21 protein-coding genes are annotated in these 25,186 nt (G+C 69.3%); 16 read left to right on the top strand and 5 right to left on the bottom strand.

Annotated elements, in window-relative coordinates:
* Nucleotides 1-5 precede the first annotated feature (5 nt).
* Nucleotides 6-1,235 carry an MFS transporter gene (locus tag ABFD52_07285; protein ID MEN6560559.1) on the bottom strand — a complete coding sequence of 410 codons (1,230 nt, stop codon included), beginning with the start codon at nucleotides 1,233-1,235 and terminating at the stop codon, nucleotides 6-8.
* Nucleotides 1,232-1,879: a bifunctional 4-hydroxy-2-oxoglutarate aldolase/2-dehydro-3-deoxy-phosphogluconate aldolase gene (locus tag ABFD52_07280; GenBank protein MEN6560558.1), complete on the bottom strand. Its 648-nt coding sequence runs from the start codon at nucleotides 1,877-1,879 to the stop codon at nucleotides 1,232-1,234. Before ABFD52_07280 ends, ABFD52_07285 begins: the two co-directional genes overlap by 4 nt.
* Before the next feature lie 236 nt (nucleotides 1,880-2,115).
* On the opposite strand from ABFD52_07280, the gene ABFD52_07275 reads away from it, so the two are divergent.
* The 15 genes from ABFD52_07275 (at nucleotide 2,116) to ABFD52_07205 (ending at nucleotide 18,665) form a co-directional block, all read left to right on the top strand.
* Nucleotides 2,116-2,964 carry a YitT family protein gene (locus ABFD52_07275; protein MEN6560557.1) on the top strand — a complete coding sequence of 283 codons (849 nt, stop codon included), beginning with the start codon at nucleotides 2,116-2,118 and terminating at the stop codon, nucleotides 2,962-2,964.
* A 24-nt stretch (nucleotides 2,965-2,988) separates the two neighbouring features.
* The gene (locus ABFD52_07270) at nucleotides 2,989-4,191 is read left to right on the top strand and encodes a DUF4861 family protein (GenBank protein MEN6560556.1); all 1,203 of its coding nucleotides are present in this window, start codon (nucleotides 2,989-2,991) and stop codon (nucleotides 4,189-4,191) included.
* Nucleotides 4,188-5,552 carry an ROK family protein gene (locus tag ABFD52_07265; GenBank protein MEN6560555.1) on the top strand — a complete coding sequence of 455 codons (1,365 nt, stop codon included), beginning with the start codon at nucleotides 4,188-4,190 and terminating at the stop codon, nucleotides 5,550-5,552. Before ABFD52_07270 ends, ABFD52_07265 begins: the two co-directional genes overlap by 4 nt.
* Entirely contained in the window at nucleotides 5,549-6,409 is an 861-nt protein-coding gene (locus ABFD52_07260) for a PIG-L family deacetylase (protein ID MEN6560554.1), read from the top strand. The genes ABFD52_07265 and ABFD52_07260 overlap by 4 nt, the downstream gene beginning before the upstream one ends.
* Before the next feature lie 16 nt (nucleotides 6,410-6,425).
* A complete protein-coding gene (gene nagB / locus ABFD52_07255; GenBank protein ID MEN6560553.1) occupies nucleotides 6,426-7,208 on the top strand; it encodes a glucosamine-6-phosphate deaminase in 783 nt (260 codons plus the stop codon).
* A 20-nt stretch (nucleotides 7,209-7,228) separates the two neighbouring features.
* The gene (locus tag ABFD52_07250; protein ID MEN6560552.1) at nucleotides 7,229-8,095 is read left to right on the top strand and encodes a universal stress protein; all 867 of its coding nucleotides are present in this window, start codon (nucleotides 7,229-7,231) and stop codon (nucleotides 8,093-8,095) included.
* Nucleotides 8,096-8,255: 160 nt separating this feature from the next.
* Nucleotides 8,256-10,121, top strand: coding sequence for a hypothetical protein (locus ABFD52_07245; protein ID MEN6560551.1), 1,866 nt, complete (start codon nucleotides 8,256-8,258; stop codon nucleotides 10,119-10,121).
* Between the two features lie 125 nt (nucleotides 10,122-10,246).
* Nucleotides 10,247-10,810 (top strand): protein-disulfide reductase DsbD domain-containing protein, encoded by a 564-nt coding sequence (locus ABFD52_07240; protein MEN6560550.1) that lies wholly within the window; start codon nucleotides 10,247-10,249, stop codon nucleotides 10,808-10,810.
* A gap of 21 nt (nucleotides 10,811-10,831) precedes the next feature.
* On the top strand, nucleotides 10,832-12,232 hold the full coding sequence (selA, locus tag ABFD52_07235; protein ID MEN6560549.1) for an L-seryl-tRNA(Sec) selenium transferase: 1,401 nt from the start codon (nucleotides 10,832-10,834) through the stop codon (nucleotides 12,230-12,232).
* Nucleotides 12,229-13,491: a selenide, water dikinase SelD gene (gene selD, locus ABFD52_07230; protein MEN6560548.1), complete on the top strand. Its 1,263-nt coding sequence runs from the start codon at nucleotides 12,229-12,231 to the stop codon at nucleotides 13,489-13,491. Before selA ends, selD begins: the two co-directional genes overlap by 4 nt.
* A 2-nt stretch (nucleotides 13,492-13,493) precedes the next feature.
* A complete protein-coding gene (gene selB, locus ABFD52_07225; GenBank protein MEN6560547.1) occupies nucleotides 13,494-15,419 on the top strand; it encodes a selenocysteine-specific translation elongation factor in 1,926 nt (641 codons plus the stop codon).
* 193 nt (nucleotides 15,420-15,612) lie between these two features.
* Nucleotides 15,613-16,122 (top strand): SRPBCC domain-containing protein, encoded by a 510-nt coding sequence (locus ABFD52_07220; GenBank protein ID MEN6560546.1) that lies wholly within the window; start codon nucleotides 15,613-15,615, stop codon nucleotides 16,120-16,122.
* A 70-nt stretch (nucleotides 16,123-16,192) separates the two neighbouring features.
* Complete coding sequence (locus ABFD52_07215) at nucleotides 16,193-17,443, top strand: hypothetical protein (protein MEN6560545.1); 1,251 nt, start codon at nucleotides 16,193-16,195, stop codon at nucleotides 17,441-17,443.
* On the top strand, nucleotides 17,440-18,147 hold the full coding sequence (locus ABFD52_07210) for an ABC transporter ATP-binding protein (protein ID MEN6560544.1): 708 nt from the start codon (nucleotides 17,440-17,442) through the stop codon (nucleotides 18,145-18,147). The genes ABFD52_07215 and ABFD52_07210 overlap by 4 nt, the downstream gene beginning before the upstream one ends.
* The gene (locus ABFD52_07205) at nucleotides 18,147-18,665 is read left to right on the top strand and encodes an NYN domain-containing protein (protein ID MEN6560543.1); all 519 of its coding nucleotides are present in this window, start codon (nucleotides 18,147-18,149) and stop codon (nucleotides 18,663-18,665) included. The genes ABFD52_07210 and ABFD52_07205 overlap by 1 nt, the downstream gene beginning before the upstream one ends.
* 7 nt (nucleotides 18,666-18,672) lie before the next feature.
* On the opposite strand, the gene ABFD52_07200 is transcribed toward ABFD52_07205, so the two are convergent.
* On the bottom strand, nucleotides 18,673-19,431 hold the full coding sequence (locus tag ABFD52_07200) for a tetratricopeptide repeat protein (GenBank protein MEN6560542.1): 759 nt from the start codon (nucleotides 19,429-19,431) through the stop codon (nucleotides 18,673-18,675).
* 113 nt (nucleotides 19,432-19,544) lie between these two features.
* Between ABFD52_07200 and ABFD52_07195 the strand changes: the two genes are divergently transcribed.
* Nucleotides 19,545-21,194, top strand: coding sequence for an AarF/ABC1/UbiB kinase family protein (locus ABFD52_07195; GenBank protein MEN6560541.1), 1,650 nt, complete (start codon nucleotides 19,545-19,547; stop codon nucleotides 21,192-21,194).
* Between the two features lie 56 nt (nucleotides 21,195-21,250).
* On the opposite strand, the gene ABFD52_07190 is transcribed toward ABFD52_07195, so the two are convergent.
* Complete coding sequence (locus ABFD52_07190; GenBank protein MEN6560540.1) at nucleotides 21,251-21,667, bottom strand: hypothetical protein; 417 nt, start codon at nucleotides 21,665-21,667, stop codon at nucleotides 21,251-21,253.
* Nucleotides 21,668-21,767: 100 nt separating this feature from the next.
* Nucleotides 21,768-25,058, bottom strand: a complete 3,291-nt coding sequence (locus ABFD52_07185) for a PDZ domain-containing protein (protein ID MEN6560539.1) — start codon at nucleotides 25,056-25,058, stop codon at nucleotides 21,768-21,770.
* Nucleotides 25,059-25,186: the final 128 nt, after the last annotated feature.

Below are 25,186 nucleotides of genomic sequence, written 5' to 3'. Positions count from 1 at the left end.
GAGGGTCAAGCCCGCCTTGTCAGAGGTTCGGCCCCTTCCTGCTTTTCCGTCGCCGGGGCCTTGGCCATGAACACCGCCGTCGAGACGACGAGCAGCAGCCCGGCCACCCGGTACATCCACCTGTATCCGGCCAGGTCCGAGATCCAGCCGAAGAACGGCGCCCCCAGGCCCATCCCGACGTCGAACAGCGAGTTGTACAGGCTGATGGCCAGCCCCTTGTTCGCGCGGCCGAGAAAATCGATTATGTACGTGCTCAGGGCGGGGAAGATCAGGCCCTGCCCCAGCCCGCCCACGAACCCGGTGACCAGCAGAAGCGGATAGCTCCGCACCTGGGCGATGGCGAACAGGTTGAACGCTATGATCAGCGCCGCCGGCAGGATGACCGCCTTCCGCCCGCGCCGGTCCGACACGTCGCCGAGATGGAACCGGGTCACGATCGCGGCCAGCGAGAAGACCACGAAGAACGGCCCGACCCGGCCGAGGCCGATCGAGTTGGCGAAGACGGCGATGAAGAAGATCATCGCCCCGCGGATGGCCCCATGGAAGACCGGGACCGCCCCGATGACGAGCGCCAGCGCCCACGGCACCGCCTTCAGGGCCTTCGCGCCGCCGGCCGCCGGCCCGTCCTCGCACCGGGGCAGCTCGCGCGCCGCCAGGAAGCAGGCCAGGGCGGCGGCCAGGAAGAGGAGGCTGGCGTTGTAGAGCCGCCCCGGACCGCCGCCCCGGAGCAGCTCCTCGGCCAGCAGCGGCCCGAGAGCGTTGGCCACCAGCCCGGCCACGCCGATGACGCCCATCGACTTGGCCAGCCGGTCGACCGGCCCCAGGTCGGAACACATGGAGATGGCGGCGGTCATGCTGACGCCCCATCCCAGCCCGGCCAGCGCCCGCAGCAGCACCGGCAGCCAGCCCGCGTCATGGACGAGATGGAAGAGCGGCGTCGTCGCGATGAGCAGGAGGACGCCGAGGACGGCGAAGCGCCGCCCGCCGCGCACGTCGATGGAATGCCCGAAGAACGGCCGGACGGCGATGGCCACGACGCTGTAGATGCCCATGATCAGGCCGATCCGGCTCTGGCTGGGGCCGAACCTCTCGAGGACGACCGGGAACAAGAAGAAGAGCGAGACGGCCAGGTACAGGAAGAAATAGCCGGTCAGGGCCAGCAGGAAGTCCCGGTTCCAGAAGGAGGCTCCGGGCGAGTCGCCGCTCGAAGCCCCCGGCCCGCGATCGGGGCTCATCGGTCTTTGCCGGATCCGAACGAGGCCATCAGCACGCGGGCCCGCGTCTCGAGCGTCGGCCAGTCGCAGCGCTCGACCGTCTTGGCGTCGACCAGGGCCGTGCCCAGGCCGACGCAGCTGGCCCCGGCCGCGATGAACTCCCGGGCGTTCTCCAGCGTGACGCCGCCGGTGGGCATGAGCCGGACCTGGGGCAGCGGTCCCCGCAGGTCGCGGAAGAACCGCGGCCCGAGCGACGTGGCCGGGAAGACCTTGACGATGTCCGCCCCGGCCCGCCAGGCCGTGACGATCTCGGTCGGGCTGAAGGCGCCCGGCGCGGCGAGGACGCCGGCCTCGAGGCAGGCCGCGATCATCCCCGGGTCGCAGATCGGCGAGACGACGAAGTCGGCGCCGGCGGCGATGACCTCGGCGGCCGTCTTGGCGTCGAGCACGGTGCCCGCGCCGACCAGCGTTCCCGGCGCCTTGGTCTTGGCCATCTCCCGGATGATGGCGACGGCCCCGGGCACGGTCATGGTGATCTCGATGGCCGTGACGCCGCCCCGGCGGAGCGCGTCGGCCGTCGCGGCCACCCGGGCCGCGTCCTTCATCCGGATGACGGCCACGGCCTTGGCGGCCAGCAGTCCTTCGAGGGCCTTGTCTCTCGTCATGTCCGCCTCCCCGCTTCGATCTATCGCCGGACCCGCCCGAACGGCCGCCGGCGGCCGCGCCGGCCAGCGGGTCATTTCCTTCGGCCGGAAACTCCCGGCCGCGCGTCCCCGCTATCATATATCAAAGAGCGGGAGTGTTTCTATTTCCCGCGAGCCGCCCCGGGACGGTTCCGGAAAGGCGACGCCCCGCCCATTTATTTTGGCCCGGCAACGGAGTAAAATATCCCGGTCGAACCATGGACAAACTTAAAAACGCCCTCCTCATCCTCCTCGGTTGCGCCATCAGCGGCCTGGCCTACGCCCTGTTCCTCATCCCCCACCACTTCGTGCCCGGCGGCGTCTCGGGCCTGGCCATGATCGTCAACTACTTCTCGGCCCTGCCGGTCGGCGCCCTGATCATCGTCCTCAACGTCCCCGTCTTCCTGCTGGGGCTGAAGACGATGGGCAAGAAGTACGTCCTCAACAGCCTGGCCGGGATGGTCGTCTCGTCCGTCTTCATCGACCTCTTCAACAAGGTCCTGAAGCTCCCGCCGGCCACCGACAACCCCGTCCTGGCCTCGATCTACGGCGGCGTCATGCTCGGCATCGGCCTGGGCATCGTCTTCCGCGGCCGGTCCTCGACGGGCGGCTCCGACATCATCGGCATGATCATCAGCAAGTACACCGGGGTGTCGCTCGGCTTCGGCATCATGATCACGGACTTCGTCGTCATCTCGGCCTCGGGCTTCGTCATGCACAGCCTGGAGGCGCCGCTCTACGGCTACATCGTGCTGTTCCTCTCGACCAAGGCCATCGACATGGTCCTCGAGGGCTGGAACTACTCGAAGCTGGTCATCATCACCTCGTCGCGGACCGACGAGATCGCCGACTACATCCTCCACGGCCTCGACCGCAGCGGCACGGCCCTGCGCTCGCGGTCGCTCTACCTCAACCGCGAAGGCGAGATCATCCTGACCGTCATCCACCGCAAGCAGCTCGCCGACCTGCGGACGTCCATCCGGAGGATCGATCCCGAGGCCTTTGTCATCATCAACGACACCTACGACGTCCTGGGCAAGGGCTTCAAGTCGCACCTCATCACCTGAGGGACAAGGAAAGGAGATCCGCCGATGCGTCACGTCCGCGCCGCCGTCATCGCCACCGCAGTGATGGCCGCCCTCGTCCCGGTCCGGGCCGCCGCCCAGGCCGGAGCGGCCGGCCCCGAGGCCCTGGGCTTCACCAGGCACTTCGTCGTCGAGATCGTCAACCCGACGCCGTTTCACCTCGAGAACCAGGCCATCGTCCTCGACGTGGCCGGGATCCGGGCCGCGGTCGCGGCCGACTTCAATACCTATATGTACGCCCTCTTCGACGTCTCGAGGAAGGACGAATACGGCCTGGTTATCTCACAGGCCGACGACCTCGACAAGGACCGCTACCACGACCAGATCGCCTTCGTCCGCACCCTGCCGCCTAACTCGACTACCCGGCTCCTCTGTTACTACACTCCGGCCCGGAGCTGGCCCCAGGTCATCACCACGCAGAAGGCCTTCGCCCGCGGCGCCTGGGAGCCGGGCGGCGCGGAAGCCGGCTGGGAATCCGACCTGGCCGCCTTCAAGTTCAGCCGCGGACGGATCGGCCTGTACGGCAAGCTCCAGGCCGGGCTCATCCTGCCGAAGTTCCCCGCCGCCGAGACGAAGGGTCATGATTGGGGCCAGGACCTTCTCGGCGCCGGCGGGTCGGCCGGCCTGGGCGGCCTATCGGTCTGGGACGGCGCCGCCCGCATCCCTCTCTACGGACCCGGCGCGCCCCAGGCCAAGGTCACGGTGATCTCCCCCGGCCCGGTCCGCGGCCTGGTCAAGGTGGAGTACCCGGCCGTCAAGACCGCCGCCGGCGACGCCGCCGTCACGGTCTATTACTCGGCCTTCGCCGAAAACCCCTATTCCCGGCAGGACGTCGTCGTGACGGCGAAGCCGGGCGCGGCGATCGTCCTCGGCCCCGGCCTGGGCAAGCTCGAGGGCGAGACCTTCGCGCTCGACAAGGCCGCGGGGACCCTCTCTTCCTGGGGCCGCGGCGCCGGACAGGCCGGCCAGGTCGGCCTGGCGGCGGTCTTCGCCCCCTCCGACCTGCGCGGCAGCAACGATTCCGGCGCCGACCACGCCCTCAAGCTCGCCGCCCGTCCCGGCGCGTCGCTCACCTTCTGGGTGGCCGGCGGCTGGGAGCGGGGCGTCACGGCGCCCGAGCCGGCCGACGCCAAGGCCTGGGCCCGCCGCGTCGGCGGCCTGGCCGCCCGGCTGCTCGCCCCGGTGAAAGTGGAGTTCAAGGCCAGATGACGTACGATCCGGGCTTCCGGCCCATCTATCCCGCCTGGCTGGCCTACCTCGACAGGGCCAAGGCCTCGGGCGGGGCCCCTCTCCGGCTGGCCGTCGAGCGCGAAGACGGCCTGGTCTCGGTCTTCGACACGGTCGCGCCGGCGACGGACGCGGATCCCGACGGGACCTACCGTCTCGTCGAGCGCGTCGTCAAGTTCCTGCTCTGGTCCCGCGGCGGCTGGCGCATCCACGTCCAGGGCCCGGCCGCGATCGGCCGGCGCCTCAAGGCCGACTACGCCCTGAACGGCGCGCGGGCCTTCGACGCCCGGACCATGGGCGGCGTCTACGAACATCCCTTCGAGGTCGCCCTGCACAGCCCGGCCACTTTCCCCGAGGCCCGCGAGGCCGTCCATTTCCCGGGCGGCTACCTCGACGGCTTCCGCATCGGCTTCGACCTCGGCGCCAGCGACTACAAGGTGGCGGCCGTTGTCGACGGCCAGGCCGTCTGGAGCGAGGAGATCCCCTGGGCGCCGGGCGAGCACGCCGACCCGGAGTACCACTTCGGGATGATCCAGGCCGGCCTGAAGAAGGCCGCTTCCCACCTGCCCCGCGTCGACGCCATCGGCGGCTCGTCGGCCGGCATCCTCATCCACCGGCAGGTCCGCGTCGCCTCGCTCTTCCGCTCGGTGCCGGCCGCGGACTTCGAGACCAAGGTCAAGGGCCTGTTCGACCGCGTCGCCCGGGAGTGGGGCGTGCCCTTCGAGGTCATCAACGACGGCGAGGTCACGGCCCTGGCCGGCCGGCTGTCGCTCGGCCAGACCGGCATCCTGGGCGTGGCCATGGGCTCGAGCGAGGCGGCCGGCTTCCTCGACGGCGAGGGCCACATCCCGGGCTGGCTCGACGAGCTGGCCTTCGCCCCGGTCGACCTCAACCCGGGGGCGGTGGCCGACGAATGGTCGGGCGACCGCGGCGTCGGGGCCAACTATTTCTCCCAGCAGGCCGTCGGCCGGCTGGCCGCGGCGGCCGGGCTGTCGTTCCCGGCCGGGATGAAGCTGCCCGAGCGGCTCAAAGAGGTCCAGACCCTGGTGGCCAAGGGCAACATCCCGGCGGCCCGCATCTTCGAGCAGATCGGCGCCTACCTCGGCCACACCATCCCCTGGTACGAGGTCTTCTACGGCCTCAAGAACCTCCTCGTCCTCGGCCGGGTCATGTCCGGGCCGGGCGGCCAGCTGATCATGGACAAGGCCGCGGACGTCCTGCGGACGGAATACCCGGCGACGGCCGGGCGGGTGCGCCTGCACCTGCTCGACGAAAAGAGCCGGCGCGTGGGCCAGGCGGTGGCCGCGGCCAGCCTGCCCGATATCAAAGGAGATCGCTCATGAAATTCCATAAACCCGACGCCTCGGTCTTCATCCCCGACGGCCTGGCGGTCGAGGACGCTTTCCGGCGCGTGACCCACCTGGGCATCGGCGCCCATCAGGACGATCTCGAGATGATGGCCTTCCACGGCATCCAGAAGTGCTTCAGCAGCAACGAGCTCTGGTTCGGCGGGGTCGTCTCGACGAACGGGGCCGGCTCGCCCCGGGCCGGCGAGTACGCCGCCTGCGGCGACGCCGAAATGGCCGCGCTCCGGCGGCGGGAGCAGGAAAAGGCGGCCATCCTCGGCAACTACGGCGCCCTGGTCCAGCTCAATTACGCCAGCGCCGAGGCCAAGGACGTTGGCACGGGCCGGCTGAAGGCCGACCTGGTCAAGATCCTCAAGGCCGTCCGGCCCGAGGTCGTCTACACCCACAACCCGGCCGACAAGCACGACACCCACGTGGCCGTCGCCTACACGGTCCTGGCCGCGCTGCGCGAGCTCGAGCCCGACGAGCGGCCGACGACGGTCTACGGCTGCGAGGTCTGGCGCGACCTCGACTGGCTGGACGACGAGGACAAGGTCCCGCTCGACGTCGGCCGCCGCGAGGCCCTGGCGGTCGGGCTCATCGGCGTCTACGACTCCCAGGTCGAGGGCGGCAAGCGCTACGACCTGGCCGCCCCCGGCCGGCGCCGGGCCAACGCCGTCTTTTTCCAGTCGCACGCCACCGACCAGGCCGAGGCGCTCCAGTTCGCCATGGACCTGACGCCGCTCGTCCTCGACCCGGCCATGGACGTCGGCCGCTACGTCCTCGGCCACGTCGACCGGTTCCGGGCCAGCGTCGAGGAGAAGGTCCGGAAGTACTGGATCGTCAAGCGCTAGGCGAAGGAGAACGCCCATGGAGATCATCATCCAGCCCGACAGCATGCAGGCCAGCGAGATCGCGGCCCGCATCGTCGCCCGCATCGTCCGGGAGAAGCCCCACGCCGTGCTCGGCCTGGCCACCGGCAACACCCCGCTGCAGCTCTACCGCAACCTCGTGCGCATGCACCGTGAGGACGGGCTCGACTTCGGCGGCGTGACCAGCTTCAATCTCGACGAGTACGTCGGCATCCCGCCGGCCCACCCGCTGTCGTACCACAGCTACATGTGGGCCCACCTGTTCAGCAGCATCAACATGCCCAAGGACCGCATCAACATCCCCGACGGCATGACCTCCGATATCCCCGCGGCCTGCCGCAAGTACGAGCAGGCCATCCGCTCGGCCGGCGGCATCGACGTCCAGGTCCTGGGCATCGGCACGAACGGCCACATCGGCTTCAACGAGCCGTCCTCGTCGCTGTCGTCGCGGACCCGGATCAAGACCCTGACCGAACAGACCCGGGCCGACGCGGCGGCCGACTTCGGGGGCGAGGAGGCCGTGCCGAACCACGTCATAACCATGGGGCTGGGGACGATCATGGACAGCCGCCTGTGCCTGCTCCTGGGCTTCGGCAAGAAGAAGGCCCGGGCGATCTCCCAGGCGGTCGAGGGGCCCGTCACGGCCATGGTCCCCGGCTCGATCCTCCAGATGCACCCGAGGGCTATCCTCGTCCTCGACAGGGAGGCCGCGAGCCAGCTGAAGATGGCCGACTATTATATCTGGGTCAACGAACACAAGCCGGACTGGCAGAAATACTGAGATCGTCAAGGAGGGAACCCATGATCCGATCGATCAAGCATGTCCTCTGGGCCACGGACTTCTCGGCCGAGTCGAAGGAAGCCCTGGCCTACGCCGATTTCTTCGCCAGGACGTTCAAGGCCAAGCTGACGGCCCTGCACGTCGTGCCCGACTTCGCGCCCGCCCTTTATGAGACCTGGCCGGAGGCGGAGGCCGAGCTCCTCAAACAGATCGAGCTCAACAAGGCCGAGGCCAGGACCCGGATCGAGCGGCTGTGCGAGGCCGAGCACATCTGCCCTGCAAAGATCGTCGTCACCGAGGGCACGGCGGCCAAGACCGTGCTCCGGACGGCCAAGAAGGAAGGCGCCGACCTCATCGTCATCGGCCGCAAGGGCGGCTCGGGCGGCGGGCAGAACCTCATCGGCGGGGTCGCCAACCGTATCCTGCGGGGCTCCCGCGTGCCCGTCCTGGTGACCAAGGGGACCGCGGCCAGGCCCGAGGCCATCAAGAAGATCCTCGTTCCGACCGATTTCTCGGCCGCCGAGGACATCGAGCGCGACCACGCCTGGCGGCTGGCCAAGGCGCTCGGCGCCAGCCTGATGTTCGTCTACGTGCTCGAGCTCTTCGGCCACGACTTCCGGCTGACCGACGAGATGTTCAACGCCGTGCTCAAGAAGCTCCAGGCCCGCAAGAAGAGGGAGCAGAAGGCCGTCGAGATCGGCGAGGACGTGGTCAAGGCCGTGCACGGCTGGGAGGGCATCGTCGAATACGCCGGGACGAAGGGCTACGAGCTCATCGTCATGTCGACGACCGTGAAGAAGCTGTCGCGGTTCTTCCTGGGCAGCACCACCGAAAAGGTCATCGCCCACAGCGACGTGCCCGTCTACGCCATCCCCCGCGGGAAATAAAGCCCAGGCGGGCGACGGGACCTTTATCGGGTTCTTCTCCGGTTTTAGGGCTCCCTCCCGCGGCGGAGGCGGGCCGCCGTTGGAGGCGACGGAGCCTGGGCCGGGCGGGAGAGACGGATCTTCCCGGATCGGGAGAAGAACCCTTTTGGGAGGAATGAAAATGAAGTTGACGGAAAGAACCGGGACGCTCCTATTCGCCCTCCTAGTTATTTTATCCGCCTTCGGGGCGGCGAGCTGCGGCAAGGGCCCGCAGAGCGCGGCGACGGGGCCGGAGGGCGCAGGCCGGCTCGCCGCGGCGGCGGCGGACAACATCGCGGCCGGCGCGACGTCGTTCGGCTACCCGGTCGACGGCGAGCCCTGGTACTTCGTCAGGGGGGCGCTCGAGCTGGCCGAGCTCCCGGCCGGCGTCGAGGCAGGCGCGGCCTGGAGCGTCGACAAGGTCACGGTCGACGGGACGCGGGTCCGGGACTTCCTCGTGTACCAGGACGGGCGCGAGATCGACAGGCACGGCGTCAAGGCCGCCGGCGGGAAGGTCGGCTTCCAGGTCAAGGCCCGGCACGCCTGGACGCCGAGGGCCGCCGCGGAGATGAAGGTGGACCTGGTCGAGCCGAGGTCGGGAGAGATCCGGGTGGTCGCGGCGTCGGGGGCGGCGCCGGCCGGGAAAGGCTACTGGGACCCGGCCTGGAAGAACTACCTGGCGCTCGTCGTCTCCGAGGAACAGGGATACGACCGGACGGCCTATCCCGTGCACGCCACGCTGGGCATCCTGGCCGATTATTTCGCCTCGCCCGACGAGATCCGCGTGGTGCGGGCGGAGAGGCGGGGCGGCGACGTGACCTATCGGGAGATCCCCAGCCAGGTTTACGACGTCGTCACCTGGAACGACCCGAAGGTCCTGGGCGCCGTGGAGAGGGACGCCAAGACCGGCCAGCCGGTGGTCCGCTATCACCCGACGACCTCGTTCAGCCTGGCCTTCCTGGCGGACATCAAGGCCGGGACGAAGGCGACCTATATCGTTTTCTATAACAACCCCGGGGCGCCGAAGCCGGCCTACCAGACCGACCTGGTCGTGACCACGGGCCGGGGGCTGGGCCGGACGATCGAGAACGCCTTCTACAAGATCGCGCTTCAGGAGAAAAGCGGGGTCATCTACGAGATCGTCGAGAGATCGACCGGGATCAAGCTCGAGCACAAGCTCGAGACCAACGGCGCCATCCACTGGAACCCCGACGTCTACGCGCCGCCCCACGCCTGGTACCACAGCTCCGACTGGACGGACCCGGAGGCGGCGGAAGTGACGGGCGGGCCGGTCTTCTACTCGCTCAACCTCAAGGGCAAGCTGCCGCAGCCGGAGGGCGTCGACATCGGCATCCGCTACCGCTTCTACGCGGGGTCGCCGGCGGTCCTGGTCGAGTCCATCCTGACGATGAACCGGGACACGTTCGTCATGGCCGTGCGCAACGCCGAGGCCGTGTTCAACAAGGCCGTCTTCACCAAGGCCGCGTTCAAGCGCGACGGCAAGACCGAGGTGCTGGACCTGCTCGCGTCGAAGATGCACCCGGACCATGCCGCCGTCCTGCGGCCGGACACGCCCTGGGTCAGCTTCTTCGACGAGGCCAAGGGCGTCGGGTTCGCCTCGCTCTACCTGGACATGGCCACGCCCAACCTCAACGGCGGCCCGGCCTCGCTCGAGCAGCCGTTCATCTACATCCAGAACGGGCCCTGGTTCTACGTGTCGCGCGGCTACGTCTATTCGTTCGCCACGAACAACCAGACCCGGATGCTGCCGGTCAAGGGCGGGAGCGTCTATTACGACCGGAGCGCCTGGATCGCCTTCCCCATGCCGAAGACGGAGAGCATCGGGGCCTACATCGACGGCCGGTTCAACGCGCTGAAGCACCCGCTGGCGGTGAGCGAGGACATCGAGACCTTCAAGGAAAGCCCCGAGGGCTGGGTCGTTCCTATTCTGACCGAGCCGTTCGAGGAGGGCGTCCAGGGCGCCACCGGCGGCATTCGCCGGAAATGACGATCCGGGGAAGCTCCTGCCCTTTGTGGAAGGGACCTTAGCGGAATGGACCGGCCCGGCGTGTTGACAAAAGCGGCTCGAACGTCTCTAATTGACGGCGAGATCGGACAATAAGGAAAACCAAGATGCGCGTGAGATTCAGCCCGGTGGGTTTGCTCGTCTTGGCGGCAGCGTTCACCCTTTCGCCGGGCCGGGTCCTGGCCCAGGACGAACCGCAGATCGTCCAGGTCAAGGGCTGCTTGTCCCGGGACGCCGTGCGCCCCGGCGAGACCTTCAAGGCCGCGCTCATCCTCAACGTCCAGGCGGGCTACCACATCAACGACAACTCCCCGCTCGACGAATTCATGATCCCGACCGCCCTGGCCATCGCCGACAACCCGGACTTCGAGGTCGTCGAGATCGCCTATCCCAAGGGCCGGCGGGCCCGCTTCTCCTATTCGGAGGCCGAGCTCGTCGTTTACGAGGGTCAGGTCGTGCTGGGCGCGCTCCTCAAGGCCAAAAGCGGGCTGGCCGCGGGGCCGCGCACGCTCAAGGGCGCGCTGAGCTACCAGGCCTGCAACGACGCCTCCTGCCTGCCCCCGAGGGAAGTGCCGTTCGAGATCGCGGTGCCGGTCGTGACGTCCGGCGCTGGCACCGACCTTCATCCCGAGATCTTCGACAAGCTCCGCTTCAGCTCCCTCACGAAATAGGCGGCTCCGGGACGGCACGCGATGACGGACGCGAACAGGAACACGGCCTTCCGCCGCATCCCCTCCCTCGACGCCCTGATCGCCGACCCCGCCGCCGTCCCGCTCCTCGACCGCTTCGGCCGCGAGGCCGTCGTGGCCGCGGCCCGCGACGAGCTCGGCTCCGTCCGGCGCGCGATCGCGGCCGCAGCCGACCCCGACGTCTCCGCCGCGGCCCTGGCCGAACGCCTCCTGGCCCGGCTCGAGCGCATGTTCTCCCCCTCGCTCGCCCCGGCGGTCAACGCCACGGGCGTCATCATGCATTCCGGTCTCGGCCGGGCCGTCCTGCCCGCGGCCGCGGGCCGGGCCCTGGCCGCGGTCGCCTCCGGCTACTCGACCCTGGCCCTCGACCTCGACTCGGGCAAGCGCGTGCCCCGCGACCGGCACGTCGAGGGGCTCCTGCGCGAGCTGGCCGGGGCCGAGGCCGCGACCGTCGCCAACAACAACGCCGCCGCGACCGTCCTCATCCTCAACACCCTCGCCCGCGGCAAAGAGGTCATCGTCTCCCGCGGCCAGCTCGTCGAGATCGGCGGCTCCTTCCGCATGCCCGAGGTCATGGCCATGAGCGGGGCCGTCCTCCGCGAGGTCGGCGCCACAAACAAGACCCACCTGGCCGATTACGAGGCGGCCATCGGCGAGTCCACCGGCGCCATCCTGCGCGTCCACCACAGCAATTACCGCATCGTCGGCTTCGCCGGGGAGCCGCCGATCGAGGACCTCGCCGCGCTCGGGCGGGCCCGCGGCGTCCCGGTCGTCGACGATCTCGGCAGCGGCGCTTTCGTCGACCTGGCCCGCTACGGCCTGGCCGCCGAACCCCTCGTCCAGGCCAGCATCGCGGCCGGCGCCGACGTCGTCTGCTTCAGCGGTGACAAGCTCATCGGCGGCCCCCAGAGCGGGCTCATCGCCGGCAAGAGCGCCTGTATCGCCCGGATCCGCAAGAACCCCCTGGCCCGGGCCTTCCGCTGCGGCAAGCTCACTCTGGCCGCGCTCGAGGCCACGCTCAAGCTCTTCCTCGCCCCCGACAAGCTCGAAGAGGCCCATCCCATCTACCGGATGCTCGCCCTGACGCCCGACGAGCTGGGCCGCAGGGCCGCGAAGCTGGCCGACTCGCTCCGCCGGGCCCTCCCCGCTTCGGCCGGGCTGGCCGTCGAGGACGGCGCCTCGGAGGTCGGCAGCGGCGCGGTCCCGGCCGAAACGCTGCCGTCTAAAGTCCTGGCCGTGCGCTCGAATGCCGTCGCCCCCGAGGAGCTGGCCCGCCGCCTCCGCTTCGGCGCGCCGGCCGTCTTCGCCCGCATCCACAAGGATGCCGTCCTGTTCGATCTCCGGACGATCCAGCCGGGCGAGGAGGAGATCGTCGAACGGGCCATCCGGGAGGCCCTGAAATGAGCAAGCGCGGCGAAGCGGCCGGGGGCCGGTCCCCCGCCGGCGAGCCGCCGCGGCGGCAGTCGCGCTTCTTCGCCCGGCGGAAGCGGATCATGGCCCGGTCCATCCGGCTCGGCCACTGCATCTGCAATCCCAAAGACCCCTGCCCCTGCGATCTCTTCAAGCGGCGCAACGTCTGCCTCTGCGCCGGCGAGCGCCTGGAGGACGCCCCCGGCGACGTCGCCCTGACCACCCTGGTCGAGAACGCCGGCTGCGCCTCGAAGATCGGCCAGGAGGACCTCAAGCGGGCCCTGTCCGGCCTGCCGCGCCTCTGCGACCCGCGCGTCCTCGTCTCCTCCGAGACCTGCGACGACGCCGGCGTCTACCGGCTCACGCCCCGCACCGCCCTCGTCCAGTCCGTCGACGTCTTCACGCCCGTCGTCGACGATCCCTACGCCTTCGGCGAGATCGCCGCGGCCAACTCGGTCAGCGACATCTACGCCATGGGCGGCCGGCCCCTGACCGCGCTCTCGATCATGGCCTTCCCCGTCGAGACGCTCTCGCCCCGGATCATGAACCGCATGCTCCAGGGCGGCGTGGCCAAGCTGCGCGAGGCCGGCGTGGTCCTCCTCGGCGGCCACAGCCTCAAGGACCGCGAGATCAAGCTCGGCTTCGCCGTGACCGGCGTCGTCGATCCCCGGCGCATGACCGTCAACGCCAAGGCCCGTCCCGGCGACATCCTCGTCCTGACCAAGCCCATCGGCACGGGCACGCTGAGCTTCGCCCGCCAGATCGGCCGGGCCCCGGCCGACGGCCTGGCCGCCGCCGAGCTGTCCATGCGCGCCCTCAACCGGGCCGCCGCCGAGCTGATGCCCGGGTTCGGCGTCACCACGGCCACCGACATCACCGGCTTCGGCCTGGCCGGCCACCTGGCCGAGATGGCCGCCCAGAGCGGCGTCGAGATCGCCGTCGACGCCTCGGCCATCCCCGTCTTCCCCGGCGTCCTCGACCTCATCCGCGACGGCGTCGTCTCCGGCGCGGTCGAGCGCAACCGCGAGTACGCCGGCCGCTTCGTCCGGCGGGCCGGGGGCGCCAACCGGCCCGGCGAAGACCTCGAGACGCTGCTCTACGATCCCCAGACCTCCGGCGGCCTGCTCATCGCCGTCCGCAAGTCCCGGGCCGCGGCCCTCGTCGCCGCCCTCCGCGCCGGCGGCGCCCCCGCCGCCGCGGTCATCGGCCGCGTCGTCCGCAAGGGCCCGGCCCGCATCGTCCTTTCGGCCTGATCATGCCCGGCCTCGACCACGTCATCATCGGCACCGCCGGCCACATCGACCATGGCAAGAGCGCCCTGGTCAAGGCCCTGACCGGGATCGACCCCGACACCCTGCCCGAGGAGAAGGCCCGGGGCATGACCATCGAGCTCGGCTTCGTCTTCCTCGACGACCCGGCCTACCCGAAGCAGATCGTCTTCATCGACGTCCCCGGCCACGAGAAGTTCGTCAAGACCATGGCCGCCGGCGCCAGCCACATCGACGCCGCCCTCCTCGTGGTGGCCGCCGACGAGGGCATCGCCGTCCAGACCCGCGAGCACTTCGACATCCTCCGGCTCCTCGACGTCAGGCTCGGCCTCGTCGCCCTGACCAAGTGCGATCTCGTCGACGAGGCCCGGCTGGCCGAGGTGACCGCCGCGGTCCGCGCCTTCGTCGCCGGCTCGTTCCTGGCCGAGGCCCCCATCCTGCCGGTCTCGGCGCTGACCGGCGCGGGCGTCGCCGGGCTGAAGGCCGCCCTCCAGGCCATCGGCGGCCGCGTCCCGCCGCGCCCCGACAACGGCATCTTCCGCATGCCCATCGACCGCGTCTTCACGGTCCACGGCTTCGGCACGGTCGTGGCCGGGACCATCCTCGGCGGGACGGTCGGTGCCGGCGACCGCATCGCCGTCTATCCCGAGGGGCTCGAGACGCGCGTCCGCGGCGTCCAGGTCCACGGCTCGAAGGCCGACTGCTCGGGCCTCGGCCGCCGCACCGCGCTCAACCTCCAGGATCTCGCCAAGGAGGACCTGCGCCGCGGCCAGCTGGCCGCCGCCGTCGGCTCGCTGGCGCCGACCTCGCGCCTCGACGCCCGCCTCGACGTCCTGCCGGATGCGCCGCGCGAGATCAAGCACCGCGACCGGGTCCGCCTCCATGTCGGCACGGACGAGGTCATGGCCCGCCTGGCCGTCATCGGCGGCCGGACGATCGCCCCGGGCGCGTCGGCCCCCGTCCAGCTCGTCCTCGAGCGCCCGACCGTCGCCCTGCCCGGCGACCGCTTCGTCATCCGGTCCTTCTCCCCCGTCGTGACGATCGGCGGCGGCCAGGTCCTGGACGCCGCGCCGGAGAAGCACAAGCGCTTCAGCGGCAGCGTCCTCGAGGGCCTCGAGAAGCTGGGCGGAACGTCCCGCGAGGCCGTGGACCAGATGTTCGTCCAGGCGGGCGCCCGGCCATGCGCCGCCGCCGATATCGCCCTCAAGCTCGGCCGGGCCGAGCCCGAGGTCGCCGAGGCCGTCGCCGCCCTCGCCGCCGAAGGCCGGCTGGTCGCCCTGCCCGGCGAAGCTCCCGTCCGCTTCCTCCACAAGTCGTCCTTCGACCGCCTCGCCGACGGGCTCGCGGCCGCGGTCCGCGGCTATTTCGAGAAGAACCCCTCCCGCCCGGCCATGCCCTATTCGGACCTGAGGGCGGCTTTCCTCCAGACGGGCGACGCGGCCACGCTCAAGCTCGTCCTCGACTCCCTCGTCGCCGGCGGCGTTCTCGTCCGCCAGGGCGCGGAGATCGGCCTGGCCGGCCGCGAGGCCCGGACCGACCCGGTCGAGGCCGCGCTCCGGGCCCGGATCGAAGGCGCCTACAGAGCGGCCCGCTTCTCCGCCCCGCCCGAGGAGGAGGTACGGACCCGGCTCGGCCTGAACCCGTCGGCCTTCAACCGTGTCCTGAACTCCCTCCTTCGCTCCGGGGATCTCGTCCGCCTGGCGCCCAAGGTGGTCTATCACCGGGAGGCGCTCGAGGCGGCCCGGGCCGCGGTCGCCGGCCTGATCGAACGCCGCGGCAGCGTCACCATCGCCGAGCTCCGCGACCGTCTGGACCTGTCCCGCAAGTACGCCCAAGCCATCCTCGAGCACTTCGACCGGGCCGGCTACACGCGACGCGTCGAGGACCGGCACGTCCCGGCCAAGCGGCCCTGAGCCGGCCGCCGTTCCGTCCCGGCAGGAAAAGCGTCCCACGCCGCGGGATTGGCGCAGCCGCCAGGCCCCTCTCTTCCGCGGTCCCTGGTCGGTCTTTTCAGGCGAAGGTCTTTTTCCCGTCCGAACCGCGGCACTTGGCAAGTTTCCCGCATGTCCGATGGCCGAGAAGGATTTTATTCGGACGGAGGATCCCATGAACGATAAGAAGCGCGAGGCCCTGGCGACGCCTTCCCCCGGCTCGATCCTGACGATCGAGCGGGAATTGGACGCGGCCCTCCAGAAGGTCTGGATGGCCTGGACGACCCCCGACCTCATCGCCCGCTGGTGGGGGCCCAAAGGATACGCCGCGCCCGTCGCCCGCGTCTCCCTGCGCGTCGGCGGCTCGTACCTCTACTGCCTGCGCTCCCCGGAGGGCAAGGAGACCTGGAGCACGGGATTTTTCCGAGAGATCGTCCCCCTCCAGCGGCTGGTGGCCACCGACAGCTTCGCCGACGATAAGGGCAATGTCGTCCCCGCGTCCCATTACGGCCTGAGCGACGATTTCCCTCTCGAGATGCTCATGACCGTGATCTTCGAGGAAGACGCCGGGAAGACCAGGTTGACCCTCAAGCACGCCGGCCTGCCGCCCGGCCGGGACATGGAGGGCGCCCGGCGGGGCTGGAACGAGTCCTTCGACAGGCTGGCGGCCATGCTGGCCGAATAAAGGGGCGACCGGCGCCGGCGGCACATCCCGGCTGCCCGGTTCCGGCTTTATACGGTATAATAAGCCGCAGATGAAGCCCGAGCCGGCCTTGTTCCTCTTCCATCTCCGGGTCGGGGCCCGGCTGGCCCTGCGCGTCCTGGCCCCGGTGCTGGCCGTTTGTCTCTTTCTCTATTACATCCTCCGGCCCGAGTTCAGCCTGGAACTGGCCAGGATCCTCTTCGTCGACGGCAGCCCGGTGGAGTCCGGCCTGGCCGGATCGGTCCTTCTTTTGGGGCTGGCCCGGATCGTCGTGCCGCGGATAGCGGCGGGCAGCGGCGGCTGGGCCCGCTCCCTTCCGGCCCGGGCCGGGATGCGGCGCTTGTCCACCGTTCTCTCGGTCATCGTCGCCGAAACGCCGATGCTCGTCGTCCTGGGCGGGTTGGCCGGGGTGGTCGCGGCGCCCGATCCGCGGCGCGTCGCGATCCGGATCGCCGGCCTGCTCATCGGCGCGGCGGCGGCCGGCCTGGCCTGGCTTCCGGCGCGACGCTATCCCTGGATGCGGCTCGTCCCCCTGGCCGCCTGCTTTTTCTCGTTCGCCGGCGATACGGTCATCGTGGGGCTGGCCGCGGCCGTCCTGGCGATCTCGATGGCCCGGCCCGGTCTGGACGTCGCGCCGGGCAACCGGCGCGGGCCCCGGCGAAGCCTGCCGGCCCGGGGGTTCTTTCCTGCCCTGGCCCTGCGGGCCGTCCGCGGGCCGATCCTGATCGCCTACATCCCCGCCGCGGCCGCCCTCGGCGCCGCCTGGCTCTTCCTGAGGAACAACGACCTCGCGGCGCGTCCCGCCTTCGCCGTTTCGCTCATCGGCCTGGCGCTGGCCCTGGTCGTGTTCATCGCCGTCGTCGCGGACGTTCTGGCCTCGCGCCGGCCCGCCTGGCCCTGGCTGCATTCGCTGCCCCGGTCGGCGGCCGCCCGGGTCCGGGACGACGCCCTCCTCCTCGCGATGCTGGCCCTGCCCTTGGCCGGAGGCCTGGCCCTGCTCGGGCGCCCGGCCCGGGAAGCGGTCTACCTGGCCGGCCCGCTGGCCTGGCTCGCGATCCGCGGCGCCGCGGCCATGCGCCAGGCGGCCGACCGTCCCTTCGGAGCGTTCGGACAGGTCGCGGTCGAGGGCGCCATCCTGGCGCTGGTCATCGCCCTCCTGCCGCCGGCGTCGTTCGCGCTGGCCGCCGCGTCGCCCGTCGCTTTCGTCCTGGCCCGTAACGCAGAACGGCGCTTCAAGCCGACCCTCTGGGTCGAGCGCCATCACTCGGGCGCCGGCGATCCCCTTTCCTGGAGCGCATCATGATGGTCTTCGAAGGCGTCACCTTCGGCTACGAGCCGGGACGTCCCGTCGTCCGCGAATCCTCGCTCGCGCTGGGCCCGGGCCTGACCCTTCTCGTCGGTCCGAACGGCTGCGGCAAGAGCACGCTGCTCAAGCTGGCGGCCGGCGTGGAGCGCCCGGACCGGGGCCGCATCCTGGTGGACAGGTTCGATCTCTGGGAGCGGGAGGTGGAGGCGCGGCGGCGGCTGGCCTATCTGCCCGAATTCCCCGACATCACGCCCTATGCCACTTTGGACGACGTTCTCCGCCTGGTCTGCCGCCTCCGGGGCGAGCCGCGGCGGGCGGGCGCCCAGGCCCTCGACCGCTTCGGGCTGGCCGCCGAATCGGGACGTTCGGTCCGGGAGCTGTCCTCCGGGCAGCGGAAACGGGCGCTCTTCGCCGCGGCCTTTGTCGGACGGCCCGATCATGTCCTCCTGGACGAGCCGCTCGACTCGCTCGACCGGCAGATCGCCGACGACGTCCTGCGCTGGATCGGAGAGCGGACGGCCGCCGGGGCGACCATGGTCGTGGTCTCGCACTCGCTCGAGCCGCTGGCCGGCCTCGCGACCGGCGCCGTGACCGTGCATGACGGCTCGGCCGAGCTTCACGCGGACATCCCCGCCGACGCGGCATCGAGACTGCGGTTCCTCGACGCGCTGGCCCGGGGCCGGACCGGGGGAGCCGCCTGATGCCCGCCGGCCGCCTCCTTCTCGTCGACGGGTACAACATCATCCATCGCCTGCCCGATCTCGAAGCCGGCCTGGACGGCGGGCTCCAGAACGCCCGCAATCAGCTGGCCCTTCGCGTTTCCGGCTGGAGCCGGAAGCACCCAGGGGTCGAGTGCGTGATCGTCTTCGACGGCGCGTTCGAGCATTCGGGCGGCCGCGGCGAGCGGATCGCCGGGATCCGCTGCGTTTATTCGCTCACCGCCCACGGCGGCGACGCCGAGATCGTCCGCCTGGTCCGGGAATTCAAGGGCCGGAAGGCCGACGTCACCGTGGTCTCGGACGACAACTACGTCGGCAACAACTGCCGGGCCCATGGCGCGGCCGTCAGGCCTTCCGGCTTCCTCGCGGTCACGAAAGCGCGTCCGGCCGCTCCCGCCGGCGGCGGCGAGGGGGCCAAGAGCCCGGCCGAAGCCAAGGGCCTCGGCCGGAAGGCGGCCGCGGAGATCGACGCCGAGCTCAAAAAGAGATTCGGGCTTTGACCCGCGCTCAGAGGCCCGGGCCCCTGACGAAGCTCTTGATCCTCGGGTCGCCGAGGACCTTCACGAACTCCTGGTCGCGGAGGATCCTCGACCAGTCGGTGAAGCCGGCGTCCCGGGCCTTGTTCAGGTATTCCACGGTTTTGCCGATGTCGCCGGCGGCCGCGTAGGCCCTGGCATAGGCGAAGTAGGCTTCCTTCATGTCGCCGGACCGGGAAGAGAAGGCCGCGGTCATCTCCGCGTTCTTCTCCAGGTAATCCGGGTCGAGGGCGATGCCGCGGGAGATATACCCGAACCCCTCTTTGGCGCGGCCGATGTTGCAGAGCAGGACGCCCAGGTTGTAGTTGGCGGACACCATGTCCGGCGAGATCGCCAGAGCCTTTTTGTAAAGCTCTGCGGCCCGGGCGAACTCGTTCTTGATGGAGCAGACCCCGGCCAGGTTGTTGTAGGCCGTGGCGAACGACGCGTCCGCGGCTATCGCTTTTTCGAATTGCTCCCTGGCCAGGGCATAGTCCTTGTCATGGAAATAGCAGAGCCCCAGGTAATTGCGGGCCTTGGCCGAATCGGGCCTGGCCTCCACGGCCGTCCGGAACGCGGCCGCGGCCTTGCCATATTCGCCCCGGGCCAGGAACAGCACGCCCTGGTCAAGGGCCCGCTCGAAGACCGGTTGGCCCGCTGCGCCGCCCGGCGCGGACGGAGCCGGACGGCCGGCGCAGGCGGCCGCCGCGACGATGCAGACGACGAGGGCCACAACGCGAGGAATTCCCATATTCGTTCTCCCGGCCGGTCCCCCCGGACCTTGGTTTCATTCTCTTTATAAGGGCCCGTGGCGACGATGTCAAGGCGGTTGAAACCATCCGCCCAAACCACTATACTCGGGCCATGGGGGGATTTTCGTTCGCCGGGGAGGAAACCTTCGTCCGCCTGAAGGATATAGGCCTCGTTCTGTCCAAGTACGGCCTGCGGGAGGTCGCCGAAAAGCTGAGACTGCCGAAAAGGCTTTTCGCCAAAAGGGGTCGGAGCCCTCTTTCCCTGGGACAGAAGGTCAGGGCCATCCTCGAGGAGCTCGGCCCGACCTATGTCAAGCTCGGGCAGGCCCTGAGCTGCCATCCGGACATCCTTCCCCGGGACATCATCCAGGAGCTGGAGAAGCTCCAGGAAAGGGCCGAGACCTTCCCCTCCGCCCAGGCGGAAAAGATCATCGCCCGGACGCTCAAGAAGCCGGTGAAGGCGGCTTTTCCGGAGTTCGACCCGGTTCCCTTTGCCGCCGCGTCACTGTCCCAGGTCCATCACGCCCGTCTGGCCTCGGGAGAAAGGGTGGCCGTCAAGGTCCAGCGGCCGGGCCTGGAAAAGGCCATCCGGGGGGACCTGGATCTGATGCGCCTGCTGGCCCGCCTCCTGGACAAGCATTTCCCCGAGCTCCGAAGATACGATCTGCCCGGCCTGGTCGCCGAGTTCGAGCGGTCGATCGAGAAGGAGATAGATTTCCGGCTGGAGGCCGACAACTACGAGCGATTCCGGAAGAACTTCGCCGGCGATCCCGGGGTCTATTTCCCGAGGGTCTACCGGGAGCACTCGGGCCGGGACGTCTTGACCCTCGAGTACATCCACGGGGCCGGGATCGACTCGCTGCTGCGCAGCGACACCGCGCACGACCGGCGCCGGGTCGCGGAGCGGGGCGTCCGGGCCGTCTTCAAGCAGATCTTCGAGGACGGCTTCTTCCACGCGGATCCCCACAAGGGCAACCTGATCATCATGAAGGACGATGTCGTCTGCTTCATCGACGTGGGAATGGTCGGCGTTCTCGACCCGGAAGCGCGCGGCCTGCTCGACCGGGTCCTGATCGCGGTCGCCTACCGCGACGTCCCGGATCTCGTCTCCGTCCTCCGGGACGGGGACATGGTCCCCGAGGACGCCGATCTGAGGGCGTTCAAGGAGGATCTGGACGATCTCTTCGACCGATATTACGGCGCCGATCTTGATCATATCGACCTGGCGGCCGGCCTCACCACGTTTATCGGCCTGATCCAGAAGCATCGGGTCCGGATGCCTTCGGACTTCATCCTGCTCGTACGCTGCCTCATCATCCTCGAGGGCGTCGGCCGGCAGCTCGAGCCGGGATTCAATCCCGCCCGGAGCCTGATGCCCTATGCCCGGCAAGCCCTGGAGAAGGAGTTCAAGCCGACCGAGGTCGTCAAGGACATAGGCGAATTCTTCCGGAAGAACTTCTGGATGATGAAATCGTTCCCCGGCGATCTGATGCGGTTCCTTTATCGTATCGTCAATGGGAAGGCCGAGCTGAAGGTCGACCACCGGGGCCTGGAAGAGATCAACCTCGGGATCAAGAAGGCCAGCAGCCGCCTGGCCGCGGGCGTCCTCGTAGCCGGCGTCCTCGTCGCCTCGGCCCTCGTCGTCCGGAGCAACCTGCCCCCCCTGGTCCGGGGCTTCTCCCTGCTTGGCCTTCTAGGCTATGCGGCGTCGCTCGTCTTCGCCGTCGTCTCGTTCGTCAGGATCTTCCGGGACATCAGGTAGGCCCGCCCCCAGCCGGCGAGGCCGGGTAGGATGGACCGGACGGGACGATCTGTTCCCTAGGCCTTGACGGGCGCTTTAGGCTTGTAGATGACGGCCACCAGGACCCCCGCGGCCAGCATCTCCAACAGTCCGAAGATCAATCCCTTCAGGATGATCCGATATCCGATCGGGAAGGTCACCCAGGTGGACACGCCCATCGGCACGCTGACGAACAGCCAGATGATGATCCCGTAGCGCACGCCTTCGAGGATCCCCTTGCCTTCCCGGCCTTTGACGAAGATATAGGTGAACAGCAGCGCCGCCATCGCTCCGACGACGTACGTCACCCAGAGCCTGGACATCATGTTCGGCCGCCACAGGCTCCTCAGCGACTCATAATCCTGCTTCATGAAGACGGTGTCGACCAGGAGACCGATCGCCTCGACGGCGGCGAAGGCCGCCGCGCTTGCCAGCCAAAAGCGTTTCCAGTTCATTTCCTCCTCCTTGAGAAGATCGCGGTCTTCGGACAGGAAAAGAGGCCCCTTTTCTTTATGTCCATAATCCTACCCCCGGCCGGCCGGGGATGTCAAACCGCTATTTCTTCTTGTGGTAATTCGGGTAGGGCGGCGGCCCCGGGATGACCACGGGGTTCTTTGCCAGGGCTTCGAGCGTGACCGCCACCGCCTTCTCGAGCTGCGGGTCGCGTCCGGCCGCGACCGAGGCCGGGTCGTTCTCGACCTCGATATCGGGCGCGATGCCGCGGTTCTCGACTTCCCAATCGCCGTTCAGCCCGTAGATGGCGCCGCGCGGGGCCGTGACCGACCCGCCGTCCATGAGCGGCGGATAGTTCCAGATGCCGACCAGGCCGCCCCAGGTCCGCATCCCCACGAGCGGCCCGATCCTGTCCTGGCGGAACATCCACGGCAGCGCGTCGCCGCCAGAGCCGGACATCTCGTTGATGATCATCGTCTTGGGCCCGTAGATCTGGGCCGCCGGCGACGTGAGCTTCTCCCCCTCGCGGGTGACGGCCGCGTTGCGCAGCGGCCGCTTCAGCATGTCGACGATGTAATCCGCGATCTGGCCGCCGTGGTTGTACCGCTCGTCGATGATCGCTCCCTGCTTGTCGACCTGGGCGAAATAGAACCTGTTGAAGTTCACATAGCCCCCGGCGGCCGTATCGGGCACGTGAACGTAGGCCAGCTTCCCGCCGCTCAGCTCGTCGACCTTGCGGCGGTTGTCTTCTTCCCAGGCGCGGTTGCGCAGGGCGAACTCGCTCGCGACCGGCACGACGGTCAGCGAACGCGCGTCCTTGCCGTCCGGGGACGGCCCGACCTTGATCGTGATCTGCTTGCCGGCCGTGTTCTCGAAGTAGCCGTAGACCTCGATCTGCGGGCGGACGTCCCGGCCGTTCGCCTCGATGAGGTACTCCCCCGCCTTGACGTCCACGCCCGGCTGGGTGAGCGGCGCCCGCAGGTCGGGGTTCCAGTTCTCGCCGTTGTACACCCGGGCGAAGCGGAAGCGCCCGTTCTCGACGCGGTAATCCGCCCCGAGGAGCCCGCCGGCGACACGCCTGGGCTGCGGAGAATCGCCGCCGCCGATGAACATGTGCCCGACCGTGATCTCGCCGAGCATCTCGTCGAACAGGTAGTTCAGGTCCTCCCGGCCGCCGACCGCCTGGAGATACGGCGCGTACCCGGCTTCCGCGGCCTTCAGGTCCAGCCCGTGGAGGTTCGGGTCGTAGAGAAAGTCCCGCTCGATCCGCCAGACCTCATGATACATCTGGGCCCATTCGGCCCGCGGATCGACGTAGACCTCCGCCTGGTCCAGCTTGAGGGCGCCTTCGCCCGGCTTCGCCGGACCCCCCGTCCCCGTGATGGCCCAGACCGGGCCCTGGGAATATAGCGCCTTTTCGCCGTTTGCGGAAACGACGAACGTTCCGACGCCCGCGACGAACGGCTCCGTCTTCCTCGTCGTCAGGTCGAACTTCGAGATGGACGCGGTCCCCGGCGCATCGAAGCGCGGCACGTCCGGGATCTCCGCCAGGAACAGCGTTCCGGCCTTTCCGGCGCTCAGGCCGACGTAGTTCGCGGCCGGGATGGGCAGGGCGACGATCCTCTGCCCGAGGCCGTCGAAGTCGATGGCGACCTTGGCCGGCCCCTCGGCCGGCGCCTCCTTGCCCTTGGCCGCCTGTCCCTTGTCCGCGCCGGCGCCCTTGGCCGGGCCCTCGTCCTCTTTCTTCGCCGGCTCGACCTTTTCCTCATCGCTCTCCGGCGGCACGGGCGACGGATCGCCCTTCTTCAGGACCGCGGCGTATACGCTCCGCAGCATAGGGTGTTGATAGCTCGAAAGATCGAGCCAGCCAACCGACAGCCCGACGTCCGTGCTGACGGCAAAGACCAGGTACTTGCCGCCCTTGTCGAAGGCGGGATAGCGGACATCGCTGATGCCGTCCGTGATCCGCCATTCCTTCCCGCTCGCCAGGGCATAGACGAACACGGCGTGGAAATGGTTCTCGAGCTCCTTGGTGTAGGTCAGCCACTGGCTGTCGGGCGACCAGGCCGGGTTCATGGCCGACGACGGATCGTCGAACCGGTCGGTGGCGACCTTGACCGGCGTCCCCTTGTCGACGTCAACGTACCAGAGGTTGAGCCGCTTGTCCGTGCAGGCGATCTTCCTGCCGTCGGGCGACCAGATCGGCTTGTAGAAATATGACGGCGGCTCGCCCAGGCCGATCCGCCTCGCCGGGCCGAGCCCGGATTGATCGACGATATGGAGCGCGTATTCCCCGGACTCGTCGGAAAAGAAGGCGATGGACTTCCCATCCGGCGACCAGGCCGGATCGCGCTCGGCCACGGCCGTCGTCCTGGTCAGGTTGCGGAAGTCCCCTTTTTCGGCGGGGACGGATAGGATCTCGCCGCGCGCTTCGAATACGGCCCTGGCGCCCGACGGCGAGATGTCCGCGTTCTGGATCCGGCCCGTCACTTTATCGTAATGCGCCCGGGTCGCGGGCAGGTCGCCGGCGATTTCGATCCGAACGCGCCGCGAACTCCCCGAAGCCGGGTCGAACACGAAGATGCCGCCGAACTGCTCGTAGACCAGGGCGTCGGGCCCGGCCGAGACCGACTTCAGGTCGAGGCCCGCGTTCTCGAGGACCTGGGTGACGGCCTTCGTCTTCGTGTCGTAGGCGAAGAGCGTCTTCGGCCCGTTCCGGTCGGACAGGAAATAGACCTTGTCTCCGTACCACGCCGGCCGCGAATCGTTGGAGTTCTCCCGCGGCAGCTTCTCGAGCGCGAGATCGCTCAGCCGGACGATGTAGATGGGCGTCGTCTGCCCGCCGTGGTAGCGCTTCCAGGAGGTCTGCCAGACCGTGTTGGGCACGTAAGCGATGCGCGTCCCGTCCGGCGAAAAGCAGGCGTCCTCGCCGCGCCACATCGGCAGCGCCGCGGCCGGGCCGCCCTCGATGGGCACGGTGTAGAGCCGATCGAGATCGGCGTAGGCCTCGCGCGGCGACTTGAAGAGGACGCTCTTGCCGTCGGGCGTCCAGCCATCGACGATGTCCATGTCGGGATGCCAGGTCAGCCGCCTGGGCACGCCGCCGGCGGCGGGCATCACGTAGACCTCGGCGTTGCCGTCGTACGTCCCCGAGAACGCGATCCACCGGCCGTCCGGCGAGAAGAACGGGAAGCCCTCATGGCCGCCTGTCGTGAGCTGCCGGGCCGGCCCGCCCTCGCGGGGAACGCTCCAGAGGTACCCGCCGTACTCGAAAACGACCGCCGTCCGGCTTAGGGTCGGCGCCTTGGCCAGGACCGGGGTCTCGTCCGCCGCCGGAGCGGCCCCCGCCGACAGAATAACGACCGCCGCCAGAACGAGCATCAAGCGCCGCATGATTCCCCCCTTGTGACTTTGAGCCATCGTTTCGCGCCGCTCGATCCGGGGACCCGGCCGCGGCGCGAATTGAGGATATTCCTGGCCCGATGGGGATGTCAAGGTCCTGAGGGAGCCGGCCGGCGCGC

This window comes from Acidobacteriota bacterium (assembly GCA_039683095.1).
In the GTDB taxonomy this organism is placed as follows: domain Bacteria; phylum Acidobacteriota; class Aminicenantia; order Aminicenantales; family Saccharicenantaceae; genus RBG-16-66-30.
The sequence above is the reverse complement of the archived record's forward strand: the minus strand, read 5'-3'. Positions and strand labels throughout refer to the sequence as shown.

Bases quoted from the DNA above. Each gene is read 5' to 3' on its own strand.
- selB (MEN6560547.1), top strand. From the start codon at position 13,494: ATGCCCGGCCTCGACCACGTCATCATCGGCACCGCCGGCCACATCGAC.
- ABFD52_07250 (MEN6560552.1), top strand. From the start codon at position 7,229: ATGATCCGATCGATCAAGCATGTCCTCTGGGCCACGGACTTCTCGGCC.
- ABFD52_07275 (MEN6560557.1), top strand. From the start codon at position 2,116: ATGGACAAACTTAAAAACGCCCTCCTCATCCTCCTCGGTTGCGCCATC.
- ABFD52_07200 (MEN6560542.1), bottom strand. From the start codon at position 19,431: ATGGGAATTCCTCGCGTTGTGGCCCTCGTCGTCTGCATCGTCGCGGCG.
- ABFD52_07265 (MEN6560555.1), top strand. From the start codon at position 4,188: ATGACGTACGATCCGGGCTTCCGGCCCATCTATCCCGCCTGGCTGGCC.
- ABFD52_07280 (MEN6560558.1), bottom strand. From the start codon at position 1,879: ATGACGAGAGACAAGGCCCTCGAAGGACTGCTGGCCGCCAAGGCCGTG.
- ABFD52_07270 (MEN6560556.1), top strand. From the start codon at position 2,989: ATGCGTCACGTCCGCGCCGCCGTCATCGCCACCGCAGTGATGGCCGCC.
- ABFD52_07190 (MEN6560540.1), bottom strand. From the start codon at position 21,667: ATGAACTGGAAACGCTTTTGGCTGGCAAGCGCGGCGGCCTTCGCCGCC.
- ABFD52_07205 (MEN6560543.1), top strand. From the start codon at position 18,147: ATGCCCGCCGGCCGCCTCCTTCTCGTCGACGGGTACAACATCATCCAT.
- ABFD52_07240 (MEN6560550.1), top strand. From the start codon at position 10,247: ATGCGCGTGAGATTCAGCCCGGTGGGTTTGCTCGTCTTGGCGGCAGCG.
- ABFD52_07215 (MEN6560545.1), top strand. From the start codon at position 16,193: ATGAAGCCCGAGCCGGCCTTGTTCCTCTTCCATCTCCGGGTCGGGGCC.
- nagB (MEN6560553.1), top strand. From the start codon at position 6,426: ATGGAGATCATCATCCAGCCCGACAGCATGCAGGCCAGCGAGATCGCG.
- selD (MEN6560548.1), top strand. From the start codon at position 12,229: ATGAGCAAGCGCGGCGAAGCGGCCGGGGGCCGGTCCCCCGCCGGCGAG.
- ABFD52_07220 (MEN6560546.1), top strand. From the start codon at position 15,613: ATGAACGATAAGAAGCGCGAGGCCCTGGCGACGCCTTCCCCCGGCTCG.
- ABFD52_07260 (MEN6560554.1), top strand. From the start codon at position 5,549: ATGAAATTCCATAAACCCGACGCCTCGGTCTTCATCCCCGACGGCCTG.
- selA (MEN6560549.1), top strand. From the start codon at position 10,832: ATGACGGACGCGAACAGGAACACGGCCTTCCGCCGCATCCCCTCCCTC.
- ABFD52_07285 (MEN6560559.1), bottom strand. From the start codon at position 1,235: ATGAGCCCCGATCGCGGGCCGGGGGCTTCGAGCGGCGACTCGCCCGGA.
- ABFD52_07185 (MEN6560539.1), bottom strand. From the start codon at position 25,058: ATGCGGCGCTTGATGCTCGTTCTGGCGGCGGTCGTTATTCTGTCGGCG.
- ABFD52_07210 (MEN6560544.1), top strand. From the start codon at position 17,440: ATGATGGTCTTCGAAGGCGTCACCTTCGGCTACGAGCCGGGACGTCCC.
- ABFD52_07245 (MEN6560551.1), top strand. From the start codon at position 8,256: ATGAAGTTGACGGAAAGAACCGGGACGCTCCTATTCGCCCTCCTAGTT.
- ABFD52_07195 (MEN6560541.1), top strand. From the start codon at position 19,545: ATGGGGGGATTTTCGTTCGCCGGGGAGGAAACCTTCGTCCGCCTGAAG.